General features: G+C 73.0%; 23 protein-coding genes. 18 read left to right on the forward strand and 5 right to left on the reverse strand.

The features are described from left to right. The first annotated feature begins 279 nt into the window (after positions 1–279). Positions 280–1,329: a substrate-binding domain-containing protein gene (locus RIN80_RS06975; protein WP_309094617.1), complete on the forward strand. Its 1,050-nt coding sequence runs from the start codon at positions 280–282 to the stop codon at positions 1,327–1,329. 155 nt (positions 1,330–1,484) lie between these two features. Then, positions 1,485–1,907, forward strand: coding sequence for a Rid family hydrolase (locus RIN80_RS06980; protein WP_309094618.1), 423 nt, complete (start codon positions 1,485–1,487; stop codon positions 1,905–1,907). Between the two features lie 106 nt (positions 1,908–2,013). On the opposite strand, the gene RIN80_RS06985 is transcribed toward RIN80_RS06980, so the two are convergent. Continuing rightward, a complete protein-coding gene (locus RIN80_RS06985; RefSeq protein ID WP_309094619.1) occupies positions 2,014–2,667 on the reverse strand; it encodes a ThuA domain-containing protein in 654 nt (217 codons plus the stop codon). Positions 2,668–2,754: 87 nt separating this feature from the next. Beyond that, positions 2,755–3,162: an SRPBCC family protein gene (locus RIN80_RS06990; protein WP_309094620.1), complete on the reverse strand. Its 408-nt coding sequence runs from the start codon at positions 3,160–3,162 to the stop codon at positions 2,755–2,757. Between the two features lie 113 nt (positions 3,163–3,275). Here RIN80_RS06990 and RIN80_RS06995 point away from each other — a divergent pair, with 113 nt between their 5' ends. Then, on the forward strand, positions 3,276–3,680 hold the full coding sequence (locus RIN80_RS06995) for a VOC family protein (protein ID WP_309094621.1): 405 nt from the start codon (positions 3,276–3,278) through the stop codon (positions 3,678–3,680). Here RIN80_RS06995 and RIN80_RS07000 read toward each other — a convergent pair. Together RIN80_RS07000 and RIN80_RS07005 are read right to left on the reverse strand one after the other, a co-directional pair. Further along, the gene (locus RIN80_RS07000) at positions 3,660–4,349 is read right to left on the reverse strand and encodes a helix-turn-helix domain-containing protein (protein WP_309094622.1); all 690 of its coding nucleotides are present in this window, start codon (positions 4,347–4,349) and stop codon (positions 3,660–3,662) included. The genes RIN80_RS06995 and RIN80_RS07000 overlap by 21 nt on opposite strands. A 136-nt stretch (positions 4,350–4,485) precedes the next feature. Then, positions 4,486–5,421 (reverse strand): AraC family transcriptional regulator, encoded by a 936-nt coding sequence (locus RIN80_RS07005; protein ID WP_309094623.1) that lies wholly within the window; start codon positions 5,419–5,421, stop codon positions 4,486–4,488. 81 nt (positions 5,422–5,502) lie between these two features. Between RIN80_RS07005 and RIN80_RS07010 the strand changes: the two genes are divergently transcribed. Continuing rightward, positions 5,503–6,378, forward strand: a complete 876-nt coding sequence (locus RIN80_RS07010; protein WP_309094624.1) for an NAD(P)H-binding protein — start codon at positions 5,503–5,505, stop codon at positions 6,376–6,378. Between the two features lie 45 nt (positions 6,379–6,423). Here the strand turns inward: RIN80_RS07010 and RIN80_RS07015 are convergent, their stop codons facing one another. Continuing rightward, positions 6,424–7,575 carry a YihY/virulence factor BrkB family protein gene (locus tag RIN80_RS07015; RefSeq protein WP_309094625.1) on the reverse strand — a complete coding sequence of 384 codons (1,152 nt, stop codon included), beginning with the start codon at positions 7,573–7,575 and terminating at the stop codon, positions 6,424–6,426. A gap of 110 nt (positions 7,576–7,685) precedes the next feature. On the opposite strand from RIN80_RS07015, the gene RIN80_RS07020 reads away from it, so the two are divergent. The 14 genes from RIN80_RS07020 (at position 7,686) to RIN80_RS07080 (ending at position 21,739) form a co-directional block, all read left to right on the forward strand. Further along, positions 7,686–9,332 (forward strand): acyl-CoA dehydrogenase family protein, encoded by a 1,647-nt coding sequence (locus tag RIN80_RS07020; RefSeq protein WP_309094626.1) that lies wholly within the window; start codon positions 7,686–7,688, stop codon positions 9,330–9,332. A gap of 245 nt (positions 9,333–9,577) precedes the next feature. Next, positions 9,578–10,855 (forward strand): GAF domain-containing protein, encoded by a 1,278-nt coding sequence (locus RIN80_RS07025; protein ID WP_309094627.1) that lies wholly within the window; start codon positions 9,578–9,580, stop codon positions 10,853–10,855. Between the two features lie 175 nt (positions 10,856–11,030). Further along, complete coding sequence (locus RIN80_RS07030; protein ID WP_309094628.1) at positions 11,031–12,347, forward strand: hypothetical protein; 1,317 nt, start codon at positions 11,031–11,033, stop codon at positions 12,345–12,347. A 22-nt stretch (positions 12,348–12,369) separates the two neighbouring features. Beyond that, positions 12,370–12,942 carry a GNAT family N-acetyltransferase gene (locus RIN80_RS07035; protein WP_309094629.1) on the forward strand — a complete coding sequence of 191 codons (573 nt, stop codon included), beginning with the start codon at positions 12,370–12,372 and terminating at the stop codon, positions 12,940–12,942. A 126-nt stretch (positions 12,943–13,068) separates the two neighbouring features. Next, the gene (locus RIN80_RS26545) at positions 13,069–13,152 is read left to right on the forward strand and encodes a putative leader peptide (protein ID WP_375141637.1); all 84 of its coding nucleotides are present in this window, start codon (positions 13,069–13,071) and stop codon (positions 13,150–13,152) included. A 130-nt stretch (positions 13,153–13,282) separates the two neighbouring features. Continuing rightward, positions 13,283–14,980, forward strand: coding sequence for a nitrite/sulfite reductase (locus tag RIN80_RS07040; protein WP_309094630.1), 1,698 nt, complete (start codon positions 13,283–13,285; stop codon positions 14,978–14,980). Beyond that, positions 14,977–15,156, forward strand: coding sequence for a hypothetical protein (locus RIN80_RS07045; protein ID WP_309094631.1), 180 nt, complete (start codon positions 14,977–14,979; stop codon positions 15,154–15,156). Before RIN80_RS07040 ends, RIN80_RS07045 begins: the two co-directional genes overlap by 4 nt. Beyond that, positions 15,153–15,863: a phosphoadenylyl-sulfate reductase gene (locus RIN80_RS07050; RefSeq protein ID WP_309094632.1), complete on the forward strand. Its 711-nt coding sequence runs from the start codon at positions 15,153–15,155 to the stop codon at positions 15,861–15,863. Before RIN80_RS07045 ends, RIN80_RS07050 begins: the two co-directional genes overlap by 4 nt. Before the next feature lie 29 nt (positions 15,864–15,892). Continuing rightward, entirely contained in the window at positions 15,893–16,429 is a 537-nt protein-coding gene (gene cysC / locus RIN80_RS07055) for an adenylyl-sulfate kinase (RefSeq protein ID WP_375141634.1), read from the forward strand. Further along, positions 16,426–17,364 (forward strand): sulfate adenylyltransferase subunit CysD, encoded by a 939-nt coding sequence (cysD, locus tag RIN80_RS07060; RefSeq protein WP_309094634.1) that lies wholly within the window; start codon positions 16,426–16,428, stop codon positions 17,362–17,364. The genes cysC and cysD overlap by 4 nt, the downstream gene beginning before the upstream one ends. Before the next feature lie 2 nt (positions 17,365–17,366). Then, complete coding sequence (locus tag RIN80_RS07065; protein ID WP_309094635.1) at positions 17,367–18,701, forward strand: GTP-binding protein; 1,335 nt, start codon at positions 17,367–17,369, stop codon at positions 18,699–18,701. Between the two features lie 223 nt (positions 18,702–18,924). After that, positions 18,925–20,028 (forward strand): aliphatic sulfonate ABC transporter substrate-binding protein, encoded by a 1,104-nt coding sequence (locus RIN80_RS07070; RefSeq protein ID WP_309094636.1) that lies wholly within the window; start codon positions 18,925–18,927, stop codon positions 20,026–20,028. A 36-nt stretch (positions 20,029–20,064) separates the two neighbouring features. After that, positions 20,065–20,853, forward strand: a complete 789-nt coding sequence (locus tag RIN80_RS07075) for an ABC transporter ATP-binding protein (RefSeq protein WP_309094637.1) — start codon at positions 20,065–20,067, stop codon at positions 20,851–20,853. Further along, complete coding sequence (locus tag RIN80_RS07080; RefSeq protein WP_309094638.1) at positions 20,840–21,739, forward strand: ABC transporter permease; 900 nt, start codon at positions 20,840–20,842, stop codon at positions 21,737–21,739. Before RIN80_RS07075 ends, RIN80_RS07080 begins: the two co-directional genes overlap by 14 nt. Positions 21,740–21,741 lie beyond the last annotated feature (2 nt).

The raw sequence follows: 21,741 nt of genomic DNA on the forward strand, positions 1-21,741 counted from the left end.
GGGACCGGTGGCGCCGGGGGTGACGGCCGACGCGACCGACGCCCGTTTCCGGCACGGACTTCGCCGGGTTCCGGCCGACTTGTACGCCCGGGTGCGGGGGTTGTTCGGGGTTTCGAAAGTTTTGCCCGGCGCGAGGCCGTGAATTCATCTGTCTTCCCGCCGTCCTGCGCCGCACCTACATTAGGAAGCGCTTTCTGCCGGGTCGGAGCCGAGCCGCGGCGGGCAGCGCTGGTCGAAACTTTCCACGGCCCTCGGGCGGGCCGGAGAGGTGGGTTCCCGATGGTGCGTACGGCGAGTGCGAGCGCGGCGGCCGGTCCGACGCTGGCGGTCGTGGCCCGCGAGGCGGGGGTCTCGGTGCCGACCGCCTCGAAGGTGGTCAACGGCCGCGAGGACGTCGCGCCCGAGACCCGTCGCCGCGTCACCGAGGCGCTGGACCGGCTCGGTTACGTGCGCAGACCCCGCTTCGACGCGACGAAGGCGCCCCGGCTCGTCGACCTGGTCGTGCACTCACTGGAGAGCTCCTGGTCGGGCGCCGTGCTGCACGGGGCGGAGGAGGCGGCGCACGACGCGGGCCTGGAGGTCGTGGTGTCGGCGGCGCTGACCCGCTCCCGGGCCGGGCGCCCCGAGCGGGGCTGGCTGGACAAGCTGGTCGCGCGGGGCTCCTCCGGGGTGCTGTTCAACCTGGCCGAGCTGAGCGCCTCTCAGTACGCCTGGCTGGAGCAGCACCGCATCCCGTTCGTGATGATCGACCCGGTGCAGGAGCCGCCGGAGGGTGTGGTGTCGGTGGGGGCGGCGAACTGGCAGGGCGGTGTGACGGCGACCGGGCACCTGCTCTCGCTGGGGCACGAGCGGATCGCCGTGGTCGCGGGATCCCGGCGCACGATGTGCAGCAGCGCCCGGGTCGCCGGCTACCGCTCGGCGCTCGCGTCGGCCGGGGTCCGGCAGCGCTCCGAGTACGTCCGGCACGCCGGGTTCGACGAGGGCCAGGCCCGGCGCCGCATGCTGGAACTCCTCGACCTGCCCGAGCCGCCGACGGCCGTGTTCGTGTGCTCGGACCGGATGGCCCTCGGGGTCTACGAGGCCCTGACCGAACGGGGGTTGCGGGTCCCGGACGATGTGAGCGTGGTCGGCTTCGACGACCTGCCCGAGGCGCGCTGGGCCTCCCCGGCGCTGACCACGGTCCGCCAGCCGCTGTCGGAGATGGCCGCGACGGCCCTGCGGTCGCTGCTGCGCATGATGGACGGACACCGCCCGGAGAGCACCCGGACGGAGCTGTCGACGCGCCTGGTGGAACGAGCGAGCACGGCAGCGCCCGGGACGCGGCGATAGGACCCCCTCCCCCGCAGCGCACGGCAGGCATCCTGACACGGGGGCGCCGAGAGCTCGCCGTACGCGGAATGCGCCTGCCGCCGCGAGGAGTTGGCAGGAAGGACAGGGCCGCCGCCGAAGCGGTGGCCGCGCTCGGCGGAAAGGACTGCCCGGTCATGACGCGCGACTCGCGCACGATCACCAATCCGGCCACGCTCCACGACCCCACCCCGTTCGGATACAGCCACGCCGTCTCGGCCCCCGGCGAGACCGTGTTCATCGCCGGCCAGTACGCCTCCGACGCCACCGGCGCGCCCGTGCCGGGGGACTTCGCGGCACAGGTGGACCTGGCCTTCGACCGGCTGCGGTCGGCGCTGGAGGGGGTGGGGCTGGGCTACGAACACGTCGTCCGGCTCGGCACGTTCGTCGTGGACCACGACCCCGGCAGGCTGGAGGTGCTCGGCAAGGCCCTGCACGCCCGCTTCGGCGACCGGCTCCCGGCACAGACCCTGAGCGGGGTAGCCGCGCTGGCCCTGCCGGGGATGCTGTTCGAGGTCGACGCGGTGGCGGTCCGCCCCACGGTGCCGGACGCCGACTGAGCTCCGCCGCCGGCCCCGGCCCGGGGCGGGTCGCCGGGGGACGGGCGTGGGACGGGCGGGGGACGGGCGGCATGCTCCGGCGGCCACCGGAGGCGGGGCGCGCTCCTCAGGGCAGGGGCAGTGCGGCCGCCCAGGAGACGCCGCCCAGCAGGTGCGCCCGGAAGGCGGGGTCCTCGTAGGCCTCCGGGGCGTGCCCCAGGGCCGTGTAGAAGACCCGGCCGCGGCCGTGGTCACGGCACCAGACCAGGGGGTGGTCCTCGCCCATGCCGCCGCCCTCGTAGGAGGACTCGTCGGCGGTGACCAGGACGCGGACCGTGCCGCGCGGGTTGGTGCGGAAGTCGTACCACTCGTCGGTGAAGTCCCAGACGGCGGGCAGGTGCCGGGTCGCCGGGTGGTCGTGGTCCTCGACGAGGGCCTGGCCGGGCTGGTGGCGCGGGTGCCGGTCGAACCAGGTGCCCAGCAGCTCGCCGTAGTACGGCCAGCCGTACTCCGTGCAGGCCGCCGCGTGCACGCCGACGAAGCCGCCGCCCGACTCCACGTACGCGGCGAGCCGCTCCCGCCCGGCCGGGGTGAGGATGTCGCCGCTGGTGGAGAGGAAGACGACGGCCGCGTAGCCGTCCAGGGGCTGTTCCAGGGCCGCCGGGTCCTCGGTGGCGTGGACCTCGAAGGCGCCGAGGGCGCGCAGGGCGGCGACACCGGCCGGGATGGAGTCGTGCCGGTATCCGGTGGTGCGGGTGTGGACGAGCAGTCGTGGTGCCATGGCATCCGAACCTAGAGGAGATCCGGGGGCGGCCGGGACGGTTCTCCGGCAGGTTCTCCGGCACCGAAAAGTTTCGCCGCCCCGGCCTCACCCCTCTTCCATCACCCGCCTGAGCGCGGCGAGGTCGGCGGACACCGCCTCCGCGTCGCGGCGGAACTCCTCGTCGCTCATCCACGGCTGCCGGCGCAGCGTGAACACCACCTCGCAGCCGGGCCCGTCGGCGATCACCCGCATCGGGTTGTGCACGGTGTGCCCCGAGGGCAACGTGACGTCGTGATCGAGCACGCCGAAGTCGTTCCTGGGCGTGAAGTCCACCACGATCCGCCCCATGGGCGACTCCCCCACCCACCGGCCGTCCACCAGGTGCAGGGAGCTCGCGAGACCGGGGGCCCAGGCGGGGACGTTGGCGGGGTCGCGGACGTAGTCGTAGACCTCGTTCAGCGGGCGGTCGACATGGACGCTCAGGTGCCTCGATGGCCGTGTCGTGGTCGTCATGGCGGCGACGCTACGGGGCCGCCGGGGCGGCGGTCTTGAACGGATCGGACAGGCGCGGGCCGGTGTCCGTTTCCTTCAAGACGGGCCGTCGCGGTCCTGCCTACGGTGGGCCCATGACCGCACGATTCGATGCCATCGGCCTGGTCGTCTCCGACATGGCCGCCTCCGTCGCCTTCTACCGCCGGCTCGGGTTCGCCTTCCCGGAGGACGCCGGGCAGCGGCCGCACACCGAGGCCCGGCTGCCCGGCGGGCTGCGGCTGATGCTCGACACCGAGGAGACGGTCCGCTCCTTCCTGCCCGGGTGGCGGCCGCCGACGGGCGGGGGCCGGACCTCGCTGGCCCTGCGGTGCGACGGGCCGGACGAGGTGGACGCGCTGTACGCGGAGCTGACGGACGCCGGGTACCACGGCGAGCTCAAGCCCTGGGACGCCTTCTGGGGGCAGCGGTACGCCGTGGTGCTCGACCCGGACGGCAACGGGGTGGACCTGTTCGCCCCGCTAGCCGGTGCGGCGGAGTAGTTCGCTCAGCGGCACGCCCGCCAGCTCCCGTACGTCGCGCGACAGATGAGCCTGGTCGGCGTAGCCGGCCCGGGCGGCCGTCTCCGCGAAGGGCGTGCCGGCCCGGGCCAGCGCGAGGGCGCGGCGCAGCCGCAGGATGCGGGCCAGGGTCTTGGGCCCGTAGCCGAAGGCGGCCAGGGAGCGCCGGTGCAACCGGCGTGCCCCGACGCCGAGTTCGTCGGCGGTGGCGGCGACCGGGCGGCCCGCGTCGAGGGCGGCGACGACCCGCCGCAGCAGCGGGTCAGGAGGCTCCGCGTCGGCCGCCCGGCGCAGCGCCAGTTCCTCCAGGCCGCTCACGGGGTCGGGGGCCGCCCGCACGCGGGCGGTCAGTCGCCGCACCTCGGAGGCCGGCCACAGGTCCGTGAGTTCCACCCGGCGGTCGCGCAGCTCGTGCGCGGGGACGCCGAGCAGCGCCGGGGCCGTGCCCGGGGGGAAGCGGATGCCCGACCAGGGGCCGCCCTCGCCGTCGGTGAGGTACGCCCGGGTGTCCGGTCCGGCGACCAGCAGCCGCCCGTCGTGCCACAGCAGGTCCATGCACCCGTCCGGCAGCACCCGAGCCGGCCCGGACCGCTCCGGGGTGTTGGTCCACAGGACCGCCCCGGCGAGCCGCGCCGCACGCTCCGCATACACGGGTGCCAGGCTACGCCGCCGGTGTACGGGACGCCGGTCCGCGTGTCCCACGCTCTACGAGGCGCACCGGGCCGGACGACAGGGACCTGGCCCACCCGGCACACGTCCGGGTCCGGTCCGGGTCCCGGCGACAGGCCTAGCCCACTCGCCCCCGGTACTCCGCCGGGCTCACCCCGTAGACCCGTTTGAACGCCGTGGACAGGGCGAACGCGCTGCCGTACCCCACCCGGCGGGCCACCGCGTCGAGCGTGTCGTCGCTCTCGCGCAGCCGGTCGGCGGCGAGGGCGAGGCGCCAGCCGGTGAGGTACGTCATCGGCGGTTCGCCGACCAGGCCGGTGAAGCGGCGGGCGAGGGCGGCCCGGGACACCCCCGCCTTGGCGGCGAGCTTGGCGACCGTCCACGGGTGGGCGGGATCGTCCTGGAGCAGGCGCAGCACCCCGCCGACGACCGGGTCGGCCAGCGCCCGGTACCAGGCCGGCGCCGCCGCCTGCGGTCGGGCGAACCAGGCCCGCAGCGCGGCGATGACCAGCAGGTCCAGCAGGCGGTCCAGGACGACCTCCTGGCCGGGCTGGTCCCGCACGATCTCCTGGCACAGGTACGGCGTGAGCGGGCAGTCCCACTCCTCGGGCGTCAGCGTGAGGAGCGGCGGCAGGGCGTCCAGCAGCCGCCCGCCGATCTCGCCCCGCAGCGGATACGTGCCGATCAGCAGGACGGTCCCGCCGTCGAGCCGGTCGCCCCAGGTGCGCACGCCGAGGTCCATCGAGCCGTTGAGGGGCCGTCCGTCGGGGTGGCGGCACTCCTGGCCGGGCAGGATCAGCGCCTGCGGTGCCGTATCGGGGGCGTCGGCGCAGGTGTACGGGTCGGGGCCGCGGGCGATGGCCAGGTCGCCGGCGCGCAGCCGCGTGCGTGCCCCCCGGTCGGGCAGGACCCACGCCTCGCCGCGCACGACGAGCATCACGGTGAGCGGCGCCCGGTCCTCCACCCGTACCGCCCAGGGCGGGTCGAAGCACGCCCTGATCATGAACGCGCCCCGTGCCCGGGGGCCGTCGAGCAGGCCTGCGAGAGCGTCCATACGGCCAGCGTAGACGCGGCCGCATGGGAACGCGCCGTTCAGCGATGGTTCCGTCCGCCGCACGGCAGTTGACTCGACGGCATGACGAACACGGCACGGAACACAGCGCGGGACGCGGCACAGAACACGGCAGGGAGCGCACGGGAGGTGACGCTGGTGGTGACGGGCGCCTCGGGCCGTACGGGCAGCCGGGTGGCGCGGGCCGCCGAGGCCGCCGGGCTGACCGTGCGGGCCGCGTCACGGGCGACGGGGTTCGACTGGTGGGACGCCTCGACCTGGGCGCAGGCCCTGCGCGGCGCCGACGCGGCCTACCTCGCCCTCCCCTCGGACGTCGGGGCGCCGGGCGCCGCGGAGGCGGTCGGGGCGCTCGCGCGGGAGGCGGTCGGACTCGGGGTGCGGCGGCTGGTGCTGCTGTCCGCGCGGGGCGAGGACCAGGCCCTGCCCACCGAGGAGGCGCTGCGCGCCTCGGGCGCGGACTGGACGGTGGTGCGGGCCGCGTGGTTCGCGCAGAACTTCAGCGAGGGCCCGCTGGCGGCGGAGCTGCGGGAGCGCGGCGAGCTGGTGTTCCCGGCCGGCGAGGTGCGCGAGCCGTTCGTCGACGTCCGGGACGTCGCGGACGTGGTGGTGACCGCGCTGACGGCCGCGGACCGGTACGTGGGCCGCACCCTCGCGCTGTCCGGCGGGCGGCTGCTGACCTTCGGCGAGGCGGTCGCGGAGATCGCCGCGGCGACCGGGCGGCCGCTGACCTACCGGACGGTCCCGACACGGGACTACGGGGAGTCTCTGGCCGCCTTCGGGGTGCCGCCGCTGGAGGCCGAGGCCCTGACGGGGATCTTCGGCACCCTCCTCGACGGCCGCAACTCCCACCTCTCGCACGGGGTGCGGGACGTACTGGGCCGGGCGCCCCGGGACTTTGCGGACTTCGTGCGGGAGGAGGCGGCGGCCGGCATCTGGTAGGCGTGAGACCGGCCGGCACCTGGAAGACCCGAGACCGGCGGCCCGTCACTTCTCGGCGGGCGGCTGCCCCTCCCCGGTGCCCTGGCCGTTCTTGGCGTGCGTGGACCTCACCTGGGTGCGCAGCCGGGCCGTGACGTCCTCCGGGGGCAGGAAGCGGGACCAGCGCTCGGGGAACTCGGACGGCATGTCCGGGTCGGACTCGCCCCGGGCGGCGGCGCGCGCCACGTACTCGGCGACCTGCGCCTGCCGCAGCCGCTCGTTGGCCTCGCGGGCCGCGGCCGTCGCGGCGGCCGGCCAGACCCGGTCGATGGCGGCGTTCACCGCGGCCCCGACGAGCACGGCGAACGCGGACACGCCGATCCACAGCAGCACGGCGACGGCGGCGGCGAGCGAGCCGTAGATCGTGGCGCCCTCGACGGTGTTCTGCAGGTAGATCCGCAGCAGGAAGCTGCCCAGCACCCACATGCCGAGCGCGACCAGCGCGCCGGGCACGTCCTCGATCCACGGGGAGCGCACCGGCACGGACACGTGGTAGAGCGTGGTGAGGAAGGCGATCGACAGCAGTATCACCACCGGCCAGTACAGGACCTGCACCACCGTCGTCGACCAGGGCAGGATGTCCACCACCGCGTCCGGGCCCGCCACCATCAGCGGCAGCGCGACCGAGCCGATCAGCAGGGCCACGATGAACAGCAGGAAGGCCAGCAGGCGGGTCTTGACGATGCCCCGGACGCCGTCGAGGCCGTACATCACGGTGATGGTGTCGATGAAGACGTTCACCGCGCGGGAGCCCGACCACAGCGCGATCAGGAAGCCGAGGGAGATGACGTCGACCCGGCCGCCCTTCATCACGTCGTGCAGGATCGGCTCGGCGATCTCGCGCACGCCGCGGTCGGACAGCACCGTCCGCGAGGCCTCCAGGAGGTTGGTGCGCAGGCTCTGGATGGTGTCGGCGCCGGTCCAGGCGTCGACGTAGCCGAGCAGCCCGATCATGCTCAGCAGCAGCGGCGGCACCGACAGCAGCGTGAAGAAGGCGGCCTCGGCCGCCAGACCCAGGATGCGGTACTCGATGCAGGAGTTGACGGTGTCCTTGAGCAACAGCCAGGCGGTCCTGCGCTTGGAGACGTTCCGGTAGAGGGCCCGCGCCCGGTGGAGGCGCCCGGAGGGCGTGTCGGGGGTTTCACTTGCTGGCTGCACCCCCTTACGGTATCCGTCGCGCCCGGCCCCACTCACCCACAGGCCGGGTCTTCGCGGGCCGGGCCGGGTCCGCTGGTGACCGAGGTGCTACCGCGGGGTACGTTCGCACCATGGCAGGCAGCACGCACCTCGTGACGAACCAGGTCCCGCCGCTGGTCGGGTACGACGTCTTCTCCGCGGACCGGGCCCTGGCCGCCGCGGTCGAACGGCATGTGGAGCCGGATCTGCGCCAGGAGGTGCTCGGCGAACTGTCGGCCCTCGGGCGGACCTCCGGCTCGGCCCAGGTGCAGGAGTGGGGCGCGCAGGCCAACGACAACCCGCCCCGGCTGCGCACGCACGACCGGTACGGCCACCGGATCGACGAGGTGGAGTTCCACCCGGCCTGGCACCGGCTGCTCGGCAAGGGCGTCTCGGCCGGTCTGACCGCGGCCTGGGGAAGGCCGGCGGGGCATCTGCGCCGGGCCGCCGCCTTCGTGGTGTGGACGCAGGTGGAGGCCGGCAACGGCTGCCCGCTGTCGATGACGCACGCGGCCGTGCCCGCCCTGCGCGCGGATCCGGACCTGGCCGCCGAGTGGGAGCCGCGGCTGACGTCCATGGTCTACGACCGTGAGCTGCGGCCCGCCGACCGGAAGGCCGGGGCCCTGTTCGGGATGGCCATGACGGAGAAGCAGGGCGGCAGCGACGTCCGGGCGAACACCACCGCCGCGCGGCCGCTCGCCGAGGCCGGGACGTACGAGCTGACCGGGCACAAGTGGTTCTGCTCGGCGCCGATGTCCGACGGTTTCCTGGTGCTGGCGCAGGCCCCGGAGGGGCTGACCTGCTTCCTGGTGCCGCGGGTGCTGGGGGACGGCACGCGCAACGTGTTCCGGATCCAGCGGCTCAAGGACAAGCTCGGCAACCGGTCGAACGCCTCGGCGGAGGTCGAGTTCGACGGGACCTGGGCGCGCCGGGTGGGCGAGGAGGGGCGCGGGGTGCGCACCATCCTCGAGATGGTCGCGGCGACCCGGCTCGACTGCGTGCTCGGCTCGGCCGGGCTGATGCGGCAGGCGGTGGCACAGGCCGTGCACCACTGCTCCTACCGCGAGGCGTTCGGCGGGAAGCTCGTCGACAAGCCGCTGATGCGCAACGTCCTCGCCGATCTGGCGATCGAGTCGGAGGCGGCCACGACGCTGGCGCTGCGGCTGGCGGCGGCCTGCGACGACGGCGGCGAGCACGAGCGGGCCCTGCTGCGGATCGCGGTGCCTGCCGCCAAGTACTGGGTGACCAAGCGGTGCCCGGCGGTCGCGGTGGAGGCGGCGGAGTGCCTGGGCGGCAACGGGTACGTCGAGGAGTCCGGGATGCCCCGGCTGGTGCGCGAGTCGCCGCTGAACTCGATCTGGGAGGGCGCGGGCAACGTGCAGGCGCTCGACGTGCTGCGGGCGCTTCGGCGCGAGCCGGGGGCGCTCGACGCCTATCTGCGGGAGGTCGGGCAGGCGCGCGGCGCCGATCACCGGCTGGACGGGGCCATCAAGAACCTGCTGACCGAACTGGCCGACCTGGAGGGCGTGGAGGGCCGGGCGCGGCGTCTGGCGGAGCGGCTCGCGCTGGTGCTCCAGGGGTCGTTGCTGGTCCGGTTCGCGCCACCACAGGTCGCCGACGCGTTCTGCGCGGCCCGGCTGGGCGGTGACGGGGGCGCGGCCTTCGGGACGCTGCCGCACACGCTCGACCTGGCGGCGGTGGTGGAGCGGGCCCGGCCGGAACACGACCCGGCGTCCTGACCGGCGCGGGAAGCGGAGGTGGTGCTGCGCCGACACGGCACCACCCCCGCCGCACTGGCCCGTTCGAGCCACTGAACGCCGCTCGGGACGGCGCCGCTCAAGTCTCGGTCAGGGCCGGGCCGTCCACCAGGGTTGCAGGGGGTTGCAACTTGCTGGTGACTGTGTGCGGACTGTGCGCATACCCCCGGGGCAGACGGCACTATGAGACAGACGGTCAAAAACTCAACTTCGGGGGGCGCACGCGTATGGACGTCACGCACCTGGCCGCTGTGGACACCACGCGTGCGGCCCGGCTCCTCAGCGAGGTCCGTTCCGCCCGGCTGTCCGGGCGGCGCGTCCCGGTGCCGCCGCGCCCCGTGATCGAGCAGTCCTGGGAGCGCATGCTGCGCGGCGGCGTCGACCCGGAGCGCGACGTGCGGGCCGACCCGCTGTCCCGGGAGGAGGTGCAGCGGCGGCGCGAGACGTCGGCGCTGCGCCATGTGCTGCCGGTGCTGCGGGAGGGCCTGCTGGCCGCGGCCGACGTCGCCCACCACATCATGGTGGTGGCCGACGAGGACGGCCGGGTGCTGTGGCGCGAGGGCAGCCCGCCGGTGCTGCGCCGGGCGGACGTGCTCGGCTTCGAACTGGGCGCGGACTGGCGGGAAAGCGTCGTCGGAACCAACGGTCTGGGCACTCCGGCGGTGGTGCGCCGGCCCGTCCAGGTCTTCGCCTCCGAGCACTTCGTGCGCTCCCAGGCCGGCTGGACCTGCGCCGGGGCTCCGCTGACGGATCCGCGGGACGGCCGGCTGCTGGGCGTGGTGGACGTCAGCGGGCCGCTGGAGACGATGCATCCGGCCACGCTGTCCTGGGTCGACTCGGTGGCCAAGCTCGCCGAGGCCCGGCTGCGGGAGATGCACCTGGAGTCGCTGGAGCGGCTGCGCGCGGTGGCGGCGCCGGTGCTGGCCCGGCTCGGCGGCCGCGCCCTGGCCGTCGACGCGGACGGCTGGACGGCCGCGGTGAGCGGGATGCCGTACACGCGGCGCGTGGCCCTGCCGAAGTCGCTGTCGGCGGGCTCGAGATGGCTCCCGGCGCTGGGGCTGTGCGCGGTGGAGCCGCTGGCCGGCGGCTGGTTGCTGCGGCCGGCGGCCGACGAACCCCTGCCGCACGGCGGGACCCGGATCGTGCTGGACCTCAGACACCCCCGCCGCTGGTCGGTGGAGGTGTCCGGCGGTGCGGGCACCTGGACCAGGGAACTGAGCCCGCGGCACGCCGAGTTGCTGTGCCTCCTCGCCGTCCACCGCTCCGGCCGCAGCGCCTCGGGGCTGGCCGCCGACGTGTTCGGCGACCCGGAGCGCACGGTGACGGTGCGCGCCGAGATGTCCCGGGTGCGGCGGTACCTGGGGGCGTTCCTGGAGCACCGGCCGTACCGGTTCGCCGAGGGCGCGGAGGTCGAGGTGCTGCTGCCGGACGACCCGGGTGATCTGCTGCCGCACTCGACCGCTCCGGCGGTGGCGCGGCTGCGCCCCTCCGCGGTGACGCCCTGAGGTTCACGCTCCGTGGCGTCCGGGCCGCCCCGAGGGGTGCGTCTTTCGCATATTTGCGGGGTCTTCGTCCGCCACCCCCTCCCCCTGCCGTAGCATCGCGGTACGGGCCACCCCACCTGCTCCTCCGTCAACGTACGGATCACACGGCGCAGTTGGTCCGCCTCGGGAGGACGTTATGAAGCATCGCGGCAGACACCGGCGGCGCAGGCGGGGAAGGGCGCTGCGCGCGACCCTGGCCGGGACGGCCCTCGCGCTCACCGCCGCGGCCACCGTGATCAGCGCCTCACAGGCCACCGTCGCCGACGACCCCGGGGCCCTGCGGCCGGTCGGGGCCTCGACCGGCCGGCTGCCCCTGGCGGAGCAGCGGGTGCCCGGGCCGTGGCTGGACCGGCTCGCGTCAAAGATGGGCCGGCCGGTCGGTGTCGGCGCGGTGCTGGAGGGCGCCGACCTGCCGCTGCGGAACGCGGCGGACTGCGCGGGCCCCGAGAAGCACGGCCTGCCGGTCGAGCCGGCGGCCACGCGCGCCTACTGCTTCGGCGCCTCCGACACCCGGGGCTGGCGGCCCGGCGCGGTCACCACCTCGGGCGACGCGGACGACGACGGCCACTGGGCCGGGAACCGCGTGGTCCTGTCCGGCTGGAGCCGCGGCGCCGAGGGCGGCTCCCTCGACGGCCCGGATCCCGGGCAGGGTCTCGCCAAGGTCGCCTTCGTCGACGCGAACGACCCCGCGCGGCTGCGCTACACCTGGGCCCTGCTGGCCGTCCCGGTGGACGGCGGACGGGACTACCGGGGCCTGGTCTCCCCTCTGTCCGGCATGGTCTGGTACCAGGACAAACTGCTGGTGACGACCCGCGAGGGCGACCGGGACGCGCTGTACGTGTACGACCTGGACCGCATCCAGCGCGCCACCGTCGACGCCGACGCGGTCGGCCGGGTGCGGGGCGGCTGGGCGGCGCACGGCTCCCGGTACGTGTTGCCCGCCGTCGGCTCCTACACCCTGCCCGGCGGGGATGCGCCGCGTCCGGCCGCCGTGTCCCTGGACCGCAGCACGGCCCCGGACAGCCTGGTCGCGAGCGAGTGGGTGCCGGCGGACGGCGACCGCCCGACCCGGTTGTGGCGCTACGCCCTCAGCCGCGACCCGTCCCGCTCGGGTCTGCTCAGCACCGACTCGGCGGGACGCGCCCAGCCGGTCGAGGCGTACGAGACGAAGACGGCCGATGTGCGAGGGGTGCTGGCGTACCGCTCGGCCTGGTACCTGGACCGCGCGGCGGGCTCACCGGGCGGGCACGGAACGCTGTGGCGTCAGGACGCGGACGGGGCCCGGGCGACGGAGTGCGGGACGGACGGGACCCGGCACTGCTGGAGCGGCCGGTCGGGTTCGCTGTCGTACTGGGAGGAGAGCGGCGAGGTGTGGTCGCAGTCCGGACGGATGCTGTTCGCGCTGCCGCTGGCCTCCGTCGAGCGGGCGCTGGGCCGATCGACAGACCGGTAGGCCGGATGGTTTTCTGGCCCGCATGACCACCATCGCCGTGACCACCTGGTCCCTGGAGCAGACCGCGCCGACCGATCTGCTGCCTGCCGCCGCACCGGAGGGGGACGTGCGGATCGTCCGCTCCGAGGTGCCCTCCCCGGAGTTCAGCCGTTTCCTGTACGCCTCGGTGGGCGGCGACATCCGCTGGACGGACCGGTTGAGCTGGTCGTACGCCCGCTGGCGCGAGCACCTGCAGCGGCCGGGCGTGGAGACGTGGGTGGCGTACGACCGGGGCACGCCCGCCGGGTACGTGGAACTGGAGGCGCAGGACGACGCGGTCGTGGAGATCGTCTACTTCGGGCTGCTGCCGGCGTTCCGCGGCCGGCGCATCGGCGGGCACCTGCTGTCCTACGGCACCGCCCGGGCCTGGGACCTCGCCGACCGCTGGGCGGGACTGGCCCCGACGAAGCGGGTCTGGCTGCACACCTGCAGCAAGGACGGGGAGCACGCGATGGGCAACTACCAGCGCCGCGGCTTCAAGCTGTTCGACACCAAGGTCGAGGAGGAACCGGAGGTCAGCGCTCCGGGACCGTGGCCTGGAGCTTTCCCCGGCTGACCTGGACGGACACCGCGGCGTCGCCCGATGTGACCAAGGACACCCTTGTCTCGCAGTTCGAGACAAGGGTGTCCGCATCTCGGACAAAGCTGGACTGTGTCCAGATCGCCGTGACACGCTTCCGCCATGTCTGGAACTGGAGTCGCCTTGGTGAGTCGACGGCACGTCGACCTCGGCCGCATGTCCAGCGCCATCTGTCCGGCGCACTGAGAGCACTCAGCACGCGCCCGGCATCCCCCTTTCTCGTCTCGTTCCCGCGCAATGACGCGCACGTATGCCCATGCGCCCGCACGCGCAGGTCAGAGCCGCATTCCCGCCTGTCCCGAAGGACGTATCCACCATGGCCGCCACCCCGCAGAACCCTGCCGCCGCGACTCCCCGCCGCAAGGTGAGCCGTCACCGCGGTGAGGGTCAGTGGGCCGCGGGGCACTTCACCCCGCTGAACGGCAACGAGCAGTTCAAGAAGGACGACGACGGTCTCAATGTGCGGACACGCATTGAGACGATCTACTCCAAGCGGGGCTTCGACTCGATCGACCCGAACGACCTGCGCGGCCGGATGCGCTGGTGGGGTCTGTACACCCAGCGCAAGCCCGGCATCGACGGCGGCAAGACCGCGGTGCTGGAGCCGGAGGAGCTGGACGACGAGTACTTCATGCTGCGGGTCCGCATCGACGGCGGGGCGCTGACCACCCGCCAGCTGCGGGTCATCGGCGAGGTCTCGCAGGAGTTCGCGCGCGGGACGGCCGACATCACCGACCGGCAGAACGTCCAGTACCACTGGATCCGCATCGAGGACGTGCCCGAGATCTGGAACCGGCTGGAGGGCGTGGGCCTGTCCACGGTCACCGCCTGCGGCGACACCCCGCGCGTGATGATCGGCTCCCCGGTGGCGGGCATCGCCGAGGACGAGATCATCGACGCCACCCCGGCCCTTGAGGAGATGAAGCGCCGGGTGCTGAACAACCCGGCGTACTCGAACCTCCCCCGCAAGTTCAAGACGGCCATCTCGGGCTCGCCGCTGCTGGACGTGGTGCACGAGATCAACGACGTCGCGTTCGTCGGCGTGACCCACCCCGAGCACGGCCCCGGCTTCGACGTGTGGGTCGGCGGCGGCCTGTCCACCAACCCCAAGCTGGGCGTGCGGCTGGGCGCCTGGGTGTCGATCGACGACGTGCCGGACGTCTACGAGGGCGTCATCTCGATCTTCCGCGACTACGGCTACCGGCGGCTGCGCAACCGCGCCCGCCTGAAGTTCCTCGTCGCCGACTGGGGCGCGGAGAAGTTCCGGCAGGTGCTGGAGGACGAGTACCTCAAGCGCAAGCTGACCGACGGGCCCGCCCCGGAGCAGCCGTCCAGCCAGTGGCGTGACCACATCGGTGTGCACCGGCAGAAGGACGGCCGCTTCTACGTCGGCTTCGCCCCGCGCGTGGGACGCGTCGACGGCGCGACGCTCACGAAGATCGCCGACCTCGCCGAGGCCCACGGCTCGGGCCGGGTGCGCACCACCGTCGAGCAGAAGATGATCGTCCTCGACGTCGAGCAGGACCGGGTCGACTCGCTCGTCGAGGGTCTGGAGGCGCTCGACCTCACGGCCCGGCCCTCCTCGTTCCGGCGGGGCACCATGGCCTGCACCGGCATCGAGTTCTGCAAGCTCGCCATCGTCGAGACCAAGCAGCGCGGCGCGCAGCTCATCGACGAACTGGAGCGCCGCCTGCCGGACTTCGACGAGCCGCTCACCATCAACCTCAACGGCTGCCCGAACGCCTGCGCCCGTATCCAGGTCGCGGACATCGGTCTCAAGGGCCAGCTGGTCCTGAACGACCGGGGCGAGCAGGTCGAGGGCTACCAGGTGCACCTGGGCGGCGCGCTGGGCCTGGAGGCCGGGTTCGGCCGCAAGGTGCGCGGCCTGAAGGTCACCTCCGACGAGCTGCCGGACTACATCGAGCGCGTGCTGAAGCGGTTCCAGGCCGAGCGCGAGGCCGGCGAGCGGTTCGCCGCGTGGGCCGCCCGGGCCGGCGAGGAGGCGCTGTCGTGAGCGAGCGGATGGCCCCGTTCTACTGCCCGTACTGCGGGGACGAGGACCTGCGGCCGAGCGAGGAGGGGCACGGCGCGTGGGAATGCGCGGCGTGCAGCCGGGCCTTCCAGCTGAAGTTCCTCGGGCTGCTGGCCCAGGGGCTGAAGCGATCCGACTCCGGAGGGGGACAGATATGACGACCGCTCAGCGAGAGCGCACCTCGGAAGAGTTGAAGGCGCTCGCCGAACAGGCGGGCCGTGACCTGGAGGACGCCTCCGCGCTGGAGATCCTCCGGTGGGCGGCCGAGACGTTCGGCAAGCGCTTCTGCGTGACCTCCTCCATGGAGGACGCGGTGGTCGCCCACCTCGCCTCCCGCGCGATGCCCGGCGTCGACGTCGTCTTCCTCGACACCGGCTACCACTTCGAGGAGACCATCGGCACCCGTGACGCGGTCGACGCCGTGATGGACGTCAACGTCATCACGCTCACTCCCCGTCAGACGGTCGCCGAGCAGGACGCCGAGTACGGTCCCAAGCTGCACGAGCGCGATCCCGACCTGTGCTGCAGGCTGCGCAAGGTCCAGCCGCTGGAAGAGGGCCTCGAGGGCTACCAGGCCTGGGCGACCGGCCTGCGCCGCGACGAGTCCCCGACCCGGGCGAACACCCCGGTGGTCGGCTGGGACGAGAAGCGGCAGAAGGTCAAGATCTCCCCCATCGCCCGCTGGACCCAGGACGACGTGGACGCCTACGTCACCGAACACGGCGTGCTGACCAACCCGCTGCTGACGGACGGCTACGCCTCCGTGGGCTGCGCACCCTGCACCCGCCGGGTCCTGGCGGGCGAGGACGCCCGGGCCGGCCGCTGGGCGGGCCGGGCCAAGACCGAGTGCGGGCTGCACGGATGACGACGACTCAGACGATTCAGGAGACCGACGTGACGACCGGAGCCACCGTCTGGCTCACGGGTCTGCCGAGTGCGGGCAAGACCACCATCGCCCACGAACTGGCCGGCCGGCTGCGCGAGCAGGGCCGCCGGGTCGAGGTGCTCGACGGCGACGAGATCCGCGAGTTCCTCTCGGCGGGCCTCGGCTTCAGCCGCGAGGACCGGCACACCAACGTGCAGCGCATCGGCTTCGTCGCCGAACTGCTCGCCCGCAACGGCGTGCTGGCGCTCGTCCCGGTGATCGCGCCGTACCAGGACAGCCGCGAGGCGGTCCGCAAGCGTCACCAGGCGAACGGCACGGCGTACGTCGAGGTGCACGTGGCGACCCCGGTCGAGGTGTGCAGCGAGCGGGACGTGAAGGGCCTGTACGCCAAGCAGGCCGCGGGCGAGCTCACCGGGCTCACCGGGGTCGACGACCCGTACGAGGAGCCCGCCTCGCCCGATCTGCGCATCGAGTCGCAGCACCAGACCGTGCAGGAGTCCGCGGCGTCGGTGTACGCCCTGCTGACCGAAAGGGGACTGGCATGACGACGACCGTCGCCACCGTGTCCGAGGAGACCGGCAGCCCGTACGCGCTGTCGCACCTCGACGCCCTCGAGTCCGAGGCGGTGCACATCTTCCGCGAGGTGGCGGGCGAGTTCGAGCGGCCGGTGATCCTCTTCTCCGGCGGCAAGGACTCCATCGTCATGCTGCACCTGGCGCTGAAGGCGTTCCGCCCGGCGGCGGTGCCGTTCTCGCTGCTGCACGTCGACACCGGGCACAACTTCCCCGAGGTCCTCGCCTACCGCGACCGCACGGTCGCCGAGCACGGGCTGCGGCTGCACGTGGCCTCCGTGCAGGACTACATCGACCGCGGGGTGCTCAAGGAGCGCCCCGACGGCACCCGCAACCCGCTGCAGACGCTGCCGCTGACCGAGAAGATCCAGGCGGAGAGGTTCGACGCCGTCTTCGGCGGCGGGCGCCGCGACGAGGAGAAGGCCCGGGCCAAGGAGCGGGTGTTCTCGCTGCGCGACGAGTTCTCCCAGTGGGACCCGCGCCGCCAGCGCCCCGAGCTGTGGAACCTGTACAACGGCCGCCACGCGCCCGGCGAGCACGTGCGCGTCTTCCCGCTGTCCAACTGGACCGAGCTGGACGTGTGGCAGTACATCGCCCGCGAGGGCATCGAGCTGCCGGAGATCTACTACGCGCACGAGCGCGAGGTGTTCCGGCGCGGCGGCATGTGGCTGACCGCCGGCGAGTGGGGCGGGCCGAAGGACGGCGAGAGGGTCGAGAAGCGGCTGGTGCGCTACCGGACCGTCGGTGACATGTCCTGCACCGGCGCGGTGGACTCCGACGCCGACACGATCGAGAAGGTGATCGTGGAGATCGCCGCCTCCCGCCTGACCGAGCGCGGCGCCACGCGCGCCGACGACAAGATGTCCGAGGCCGCGATGGAAGACCGCAAGCGCGAGGGGTACTTCTAGAGATGAGCACGATCACGACCGAGGAGCTCTCGGCCACCACCCTGCTGCGGTTCGCCACCGCCGGTTCCGTCGACGACGGCAAGTCCACCCTGGTGGGCCGGCTGCTGCACGACTCCAAGTCGGTCCTCACCGACCAGCTGGAGGCCGTGGAGCGCGCCTCGGCGAGCCGGGGCCAGGACGCGCCGGACCTGGCGCTGCTGACGGACGGCCTGCGGGCCGAGCGGGAGCAGGGCATCACCATCGACGTGGCCTACCGCTACTTCGCCACGCCCCGGCGGCGGTTCATCCTCGCCGACACCCCCGGGCACGTGCAGTACACGCGGAACATGGTCACCGGCGCCTCCACGGCCGAGCTGACGGTGGTCCTGGTCGACGCCCGCAACGGCGTCGTCGAGCAGACCCGCCGGCACGCCGCCATCGCCGCCCTGCTGCGCGTCCCGCACGTGGTCCTCGCGGTCAACAAGATGGACCTCGTCGGCTACGAGGAGAAGGTGTTCGCTGCCATCGCCGAGGAGTTCACGGCGTACGCGACCGAGCTGGGCGTCCCCGACGTCACCGCGATCCCGATCTCCGCGCTGGCCGGCGACAACGTGGTGGACCCGTCCTCCCACATGGACTGGTACGGCGGCCCGACCGTGCTGGAGCACCTGGAGACGGTGCCGGTCAGCCACGACCTGAGCCACTGCCACGCCCGGCTGCCCGTGCAGTACGTGATCCGGCCGCAGAGCGCGGACCACCCCGACTACCGGGGGTACGCCGGCCAGATCGCGGCCGGTTCGTTCCGCGTGGGCGAGCAGGTCACCGTGCTGCCGTCGGGCCGCTCCACGAAGATCTCCGGCATCGACCTGCTCGGCGAGCCGGTCGACGTCGCCTGGACCACCCAGTCGGTGACCCTCCTGCTGGAGGACGACATCGACATCTCGCGCGGCGACCTGATCGTGCCCAGCAAGGACGCGCCGCCCACCACCCAGGACATCGAGGCGACCGTCTGCCATGTCGCGGACGCCCCGCTGACCGTCGGGCACCGGGTGCTGCTCAAGCACGGCACGCGCACGGTCAAGGCGATCGTCAAGGACATCCCGTCCCGGCTCACGCTCGACGACCTGTCCCTGCACCCGCACCCGGGGCAGCTCCTCGCCAACGACATCGGCCGGGTGAAGATCCGTACCGCCGAGCCGCTGCCGGTCGACTCCTACGCCGACTCGCGGCGCACCGGCTCGTTCATCCTGATCGACCCGAACGACGGCACGACCCTGACCGCGGGCATGGTCGGCGAGTCCTTCGCCGCCCCCGAGCCGGTCAAGGACGAGTCCGGCGACGACGGGTGGGACTTCTGACATGAGCTCCCCCGACTTCTACTCCACGTTCGCGAAGGAGGGCGGCCGGGTCGGCAGCGGTGCGCTCGGCAGCGGGCAGGGCGGAGTGGCGCGATGTGTGCGCTGACGTACGCGCACCGCATGCGCGCCCGCACCCCCCACCGCCGTAGACGAAAACCTGCCGACCTCCCGGCCACGACCTGAAAGACCGTGACCGCCGGGCCTGGCGAGAGGACCACCTCCCGTGCCTGCTTCATCCGTTCCGCGCCGCAGCCTCGCGGTCGTCGCCGCACTTCCCCTGCTCACCCTCGCCGCCTGCGGCTACGGCTCCCAGGCGCAGGACGACGGCGCCGCCAAGGTGGCCGCCGGAGCGAAGAAGATCGACGGTCTCGACTCCGTCAAGATCGGCTACTTCGGCAACCTCACCCACGGCACCGCGCTGGTGGGCGTGCGGAAGGGCTTCTTCCAGAAGGAGCTCGGCGCCACCAAGGTCGAGTCGGCCGTGTTCAACGCCGGCCCCTCGGAGATCGAGGCGCTCAACTCCGGTTCCATCGACATCGGCTGGATCGGCCCCTCCCCCGCCATCAACGGCTTCACCAAGTCCGGCGGCAAGAACCTGCGCATCATCGGCGGTTCGGCGTCCGGCGGGGTGAAGCTCGTGGTGAACCCGGACAAGATCAAGTCCCTGAAGGACGTCAAGGGCAAGCGGATCGCGACCCCGCAGCTGGGCAACACGCAGGACGTGGCGTTCCTCAACTGGGCCGCCGAGCAGGGCTGGAAGGTCGACCCGCAGAGCGGCACGGGCGATGTCACGGTCGTCCGCAGCGACAACAAGGTCACCCCGGACGCCTTCAAGGCCGGGTCGATCGACGGCGCGTGGGTGCCGGAGCCGACCGCGTCGAAGCTGGTCGCCGAGGGCGGCAAGGAACTGCTCGACGAGGCGACGCTGTGGCCGGACGGGAAGTTCGTGATCACGAACATCATCGTGCGGCAGGAGTTCCTGAAGAAGCACCCGAAAGTCGTCGAGGCCGTGCTCAAGGCCTCGGTCACCACCAACAAGTGGATCAACGCCAACCCGGACGCGGCCAAGGAGGCGGCGAACGAGCTCCTGGAGAAGGAGACCGGCAAGGCGCTGCCCGCCGAGGTGCTCGACCCGGCGTGGAAGTCGATCCGGTTCACCGACGACCCGCTGGCCGCCACCCTCAACGCCGAGGCGGAGCACGCCGTGAAGGCCGGGCTGCTCCAGAAGCCGAACCTGAAGGGCATCTACGACCTCGCGCCGCTGAACGAGGTCCTCAAGGCCGAGGGCGAGCCCACGGTCGACGACGCCGGTCTCGGCGTCAAGTAAGCCCGGATCCCCAAGAGTTCCCAGGAGGTGACGACCATGGCCACGACCCTCGCCAAGGCCGCCGACGGCACCGAGGCGGCCACGCACGCCGCCCGGATCGAGCACGTCTCGAAGTCGTTCGCGGGCCCCGCCGGGCAGCAGCTCGTCCTCGACGACATCACCCTCGATGTCGCGCCGGGCGAGTTCGTCACCCTCCTGGGGGCCTCGGGATGCGGCAAGTCCACCCTGCTCAATCTGGTGGCGGGCCTGGACCGGCCCAGCGCCGGCGAGATCAGCACGGACGGCCGCCCGGCGCTGATGTTCCAGGAGCACGCGCTGTTCCCGTGGCTGACCGCGGGCAAGAACATCGAACTCGCCCTGAAGCTGCGGGGCGTGCCGAAGGCCGAGCGCCGCGAGCGGGCGGAGGAGCTGCTCGAACTGGTCCGGCTCAAGGGCGCCTTCGGCAAGCGGGTGCACGAGTTGTCGGGCGGGATGCGCCAGCGGGTCGCGCTGGCGCGGGCGCTCGCCCAGGAGAGCCGGCTGCTGCTGATGGACGAGCCGTTCGCGGCGCTGGACGCCATCACGCGGGACGTGCTGCACGACGAGCTGACCCGCATCTGGCGCGAGACGCGGGTGTCCGTCCTGTTCGTCACGCACAACGTGCGCGAGGCGGTCCGGCTCGCGCAGCGCGTGGTGCTGCTGTCCTCCCGCCCGGGCCGGATCGCCCGCGAGTGGACCGTCGGCATCCCGCATCCGCGCCGCATCGAGGACACCGCCGTCGCGGAGCTGTCCGTCGAGATCACCGAAGAACTGCGTGGGGAGATCCGCCGTCATGGCCAGCACTGACTCGACGACGACCGTCGACAAGGACGGCAACGATCTCGCCGGTCTCGAGGCGGGCCTCGACGCGCTGGAGACGCGGCAGACGTCCCGCAGGCCGTTCCGGCAGACCTTCACCGAGAAGATCCTGCCGCCCGTCCTCGCCGTCGCGCTGGTGCTGGCGGTCTGGCAGGCTCTCGTCTCGTTCAGGATCGTCGACGACCCCACCAAGCTGCCCTCGCCCGGGGCCGTCTGGGACGTCGTCCACACGGCGTGGCTCCAGGGCGAGCTGCTCGGCTACATCTGGACCAGCGTCTCGCGCGGCCTGCTCGGCTTCTGCTTCGCGCTGGCGATCGGCACGCCGCTGGGCCTGATCGTGGCCCGGGTGAAGTTCGTCCGCGCGGCGATCGGCCCGATCCTGTCGGGTCTGCAGTCCCTGCCGTCGGTCGCCTGGGTGCCGCCGGCGGTGATCTGGCTGGGTCTGAACAACTCGATGATGTACGCGGTGATCCTGCTCGGCGCAGTCCCGTCGATCGCCAACGGCCTGGTGTCGGGCGTCGACCAGGTGCCGCCGCTGTTCCTGCGCGCGGGCCGCACGCTCGGCGCGACGGGTCTGAGGGGCACCTGGCACATCGTGCTGCCCGCAGCCCTGCCCGGTTACGTGGCCGGTCTGAAGCAGGGCTGGGCCTTCTCCTGGCGTTCCCTGATGGCCGCCGAGATCATCGCGTCCTTCCCCGACCTCGGCGTCGGCCTCGGCCAGTTGCTGGAGAACGGCCGCAACGCCAGCGACATGGCGATGGTCTTCGAGGCGATCCTGCTCATCCTCATCGTCGGCATCGCGATCGACCTGCTGATCTTCAGCCCGCTGGAGCGGTGGGTGCTGCGCAGTCGCGGCCTGCTGGTGAAGGGCTGAGT

The sequence above is a fragment of the Streptomyces sp. genome (assembly GCF_031181705.1).
In the GTDB taxonomy this organism is placed as follows: Bacteria; Actinomycetota; Actinomycetes; order Streptomycetales; family Streptomycetaceae; genus Streptomyces.

Bases quoted from the DNA above. Each gene is read 5' to 3' on its own strand.
- RIN80_RS07035 (WP_309094629.1), top strand. From the start codon at position 12,370: ATGACCACCATCGCCGTGACCACCTGGTCCCTGGAGCAGACCGCGCCG.
- RIN80_RS07010 (WP_309094624.1), top strand. From the start codon at position 5,503: ATGACGAACACGGCACGGAACACAGCGCGGGACGCGGCACAGAACACG.
- RIN80_RS07040 (WP_309094630.1), top strand. From the start codon at position 13,283: ATGGCCGCCACCCCGCAGAACCCTGCCGCCGCGACTCCCCGCCGCAAG.
- RIN80_RS07030 (WP_309094628.1), top strand. From the start codon at position 11,031: ATGAAGCATCGCGGCAGACACCGGCGGCGCAGGCGGGGAAGGGCGCTG.
- RIN80_RS06990 (WP_309094620.1), bottom strand. From the start codon at position 3,162: ATGACGACCACGACACGGCCATCGAGGCACCTGAGCGTCCATGTCGAC.
- RIN80_RS07020 (WP_309094626.1), top strand. From the start codon at position 7,686: ATGGCAGGCAGCACGCACCTCGTGACGAACCAGGTCCCGCCGCTGGTC.
- RIN80_RS07025 (WP_309094627.1), top strand. From the start codon at position 9,578: ATGGACGTCACGCACCTGGCCGCTGTGGACACCACGCGTGCGGCCCGG.
- RIN80_RS06995 (WP_309094621.1), top strand. From the start codon at position 3,276: ATGACCGCACGATTCGATGCCATCGGCCTGGTCGTCTCCGACATGGCC.
- RIN80_RS07050 (WP_309094632.1), top strand. From the start codon at position 15,153: ATGACGACCGCTCAGCGAGAGCGCACCTCGGAAGAGTTGAAGGCGCTC.
- RIN80_RS07005 (WP_309094623.1), bottom strand. From the start codon at position 5,421: ATGGACGCTCTCGCAGGCCTGCTCGACGGCCCCCGGGCACGGGGCGCG.
- RIN80_RS07080 (WP_309094638.1), top strand. From the start codon at position 20,840: ATGGCCAGCACTGACTCGACGACGACCGTCGACAAGGACGGCAACGAT.
- RIN80_RS07075 (WP_309094637.1), top strand. From the start codon at position 20,065: ATGGCCACGACCCTCGCCAAGGCCGCCGACGGCACCGAGGCGGCCACG.
- RIN80_RS06985 (WP_309094619.1), bottom strand. From the start codon at position 2,667: ATGGCACCACGACTGCTCGTCCACACCCGCACCACCGGATACCGGCAC.
- cysD (WP_309094634.1), top strand. From the start codon at position 16,426: ATGACGACGACCGTCGCCACCGTGTCCGAGGAGACCGGCAGCCCGTAC.
- RIN80_RS26545 (WP_375141637.1), top strand. From the start codon at position 13,069: ATGTCTGGAACTGGAGTCGCCTTGGTGAGTCGACGGCACGTCGACCTC.
- RIN80_RS07065 (WP_309094635.1), top strand. From the start codon at position 17,367: ATGAGCACGATCACGACCGAGGAGCTCTCGGCCACCACCCTGCTGCGG.
- RIN80_RS06980 (WP_309094618.1), top strand. From the start codon at position 1,485: ATGACGCGCGACTCGCGCACGATCACCAATCCGGCCACGCTCCACGAC.
- RIN80_RS06975 (WP_309094617.1), top strand. From the start codon at position 280: ATGGTGCGTACGGCGAGTGCGAGCGCGGCGGCCGGTCCGACGCTGGCG.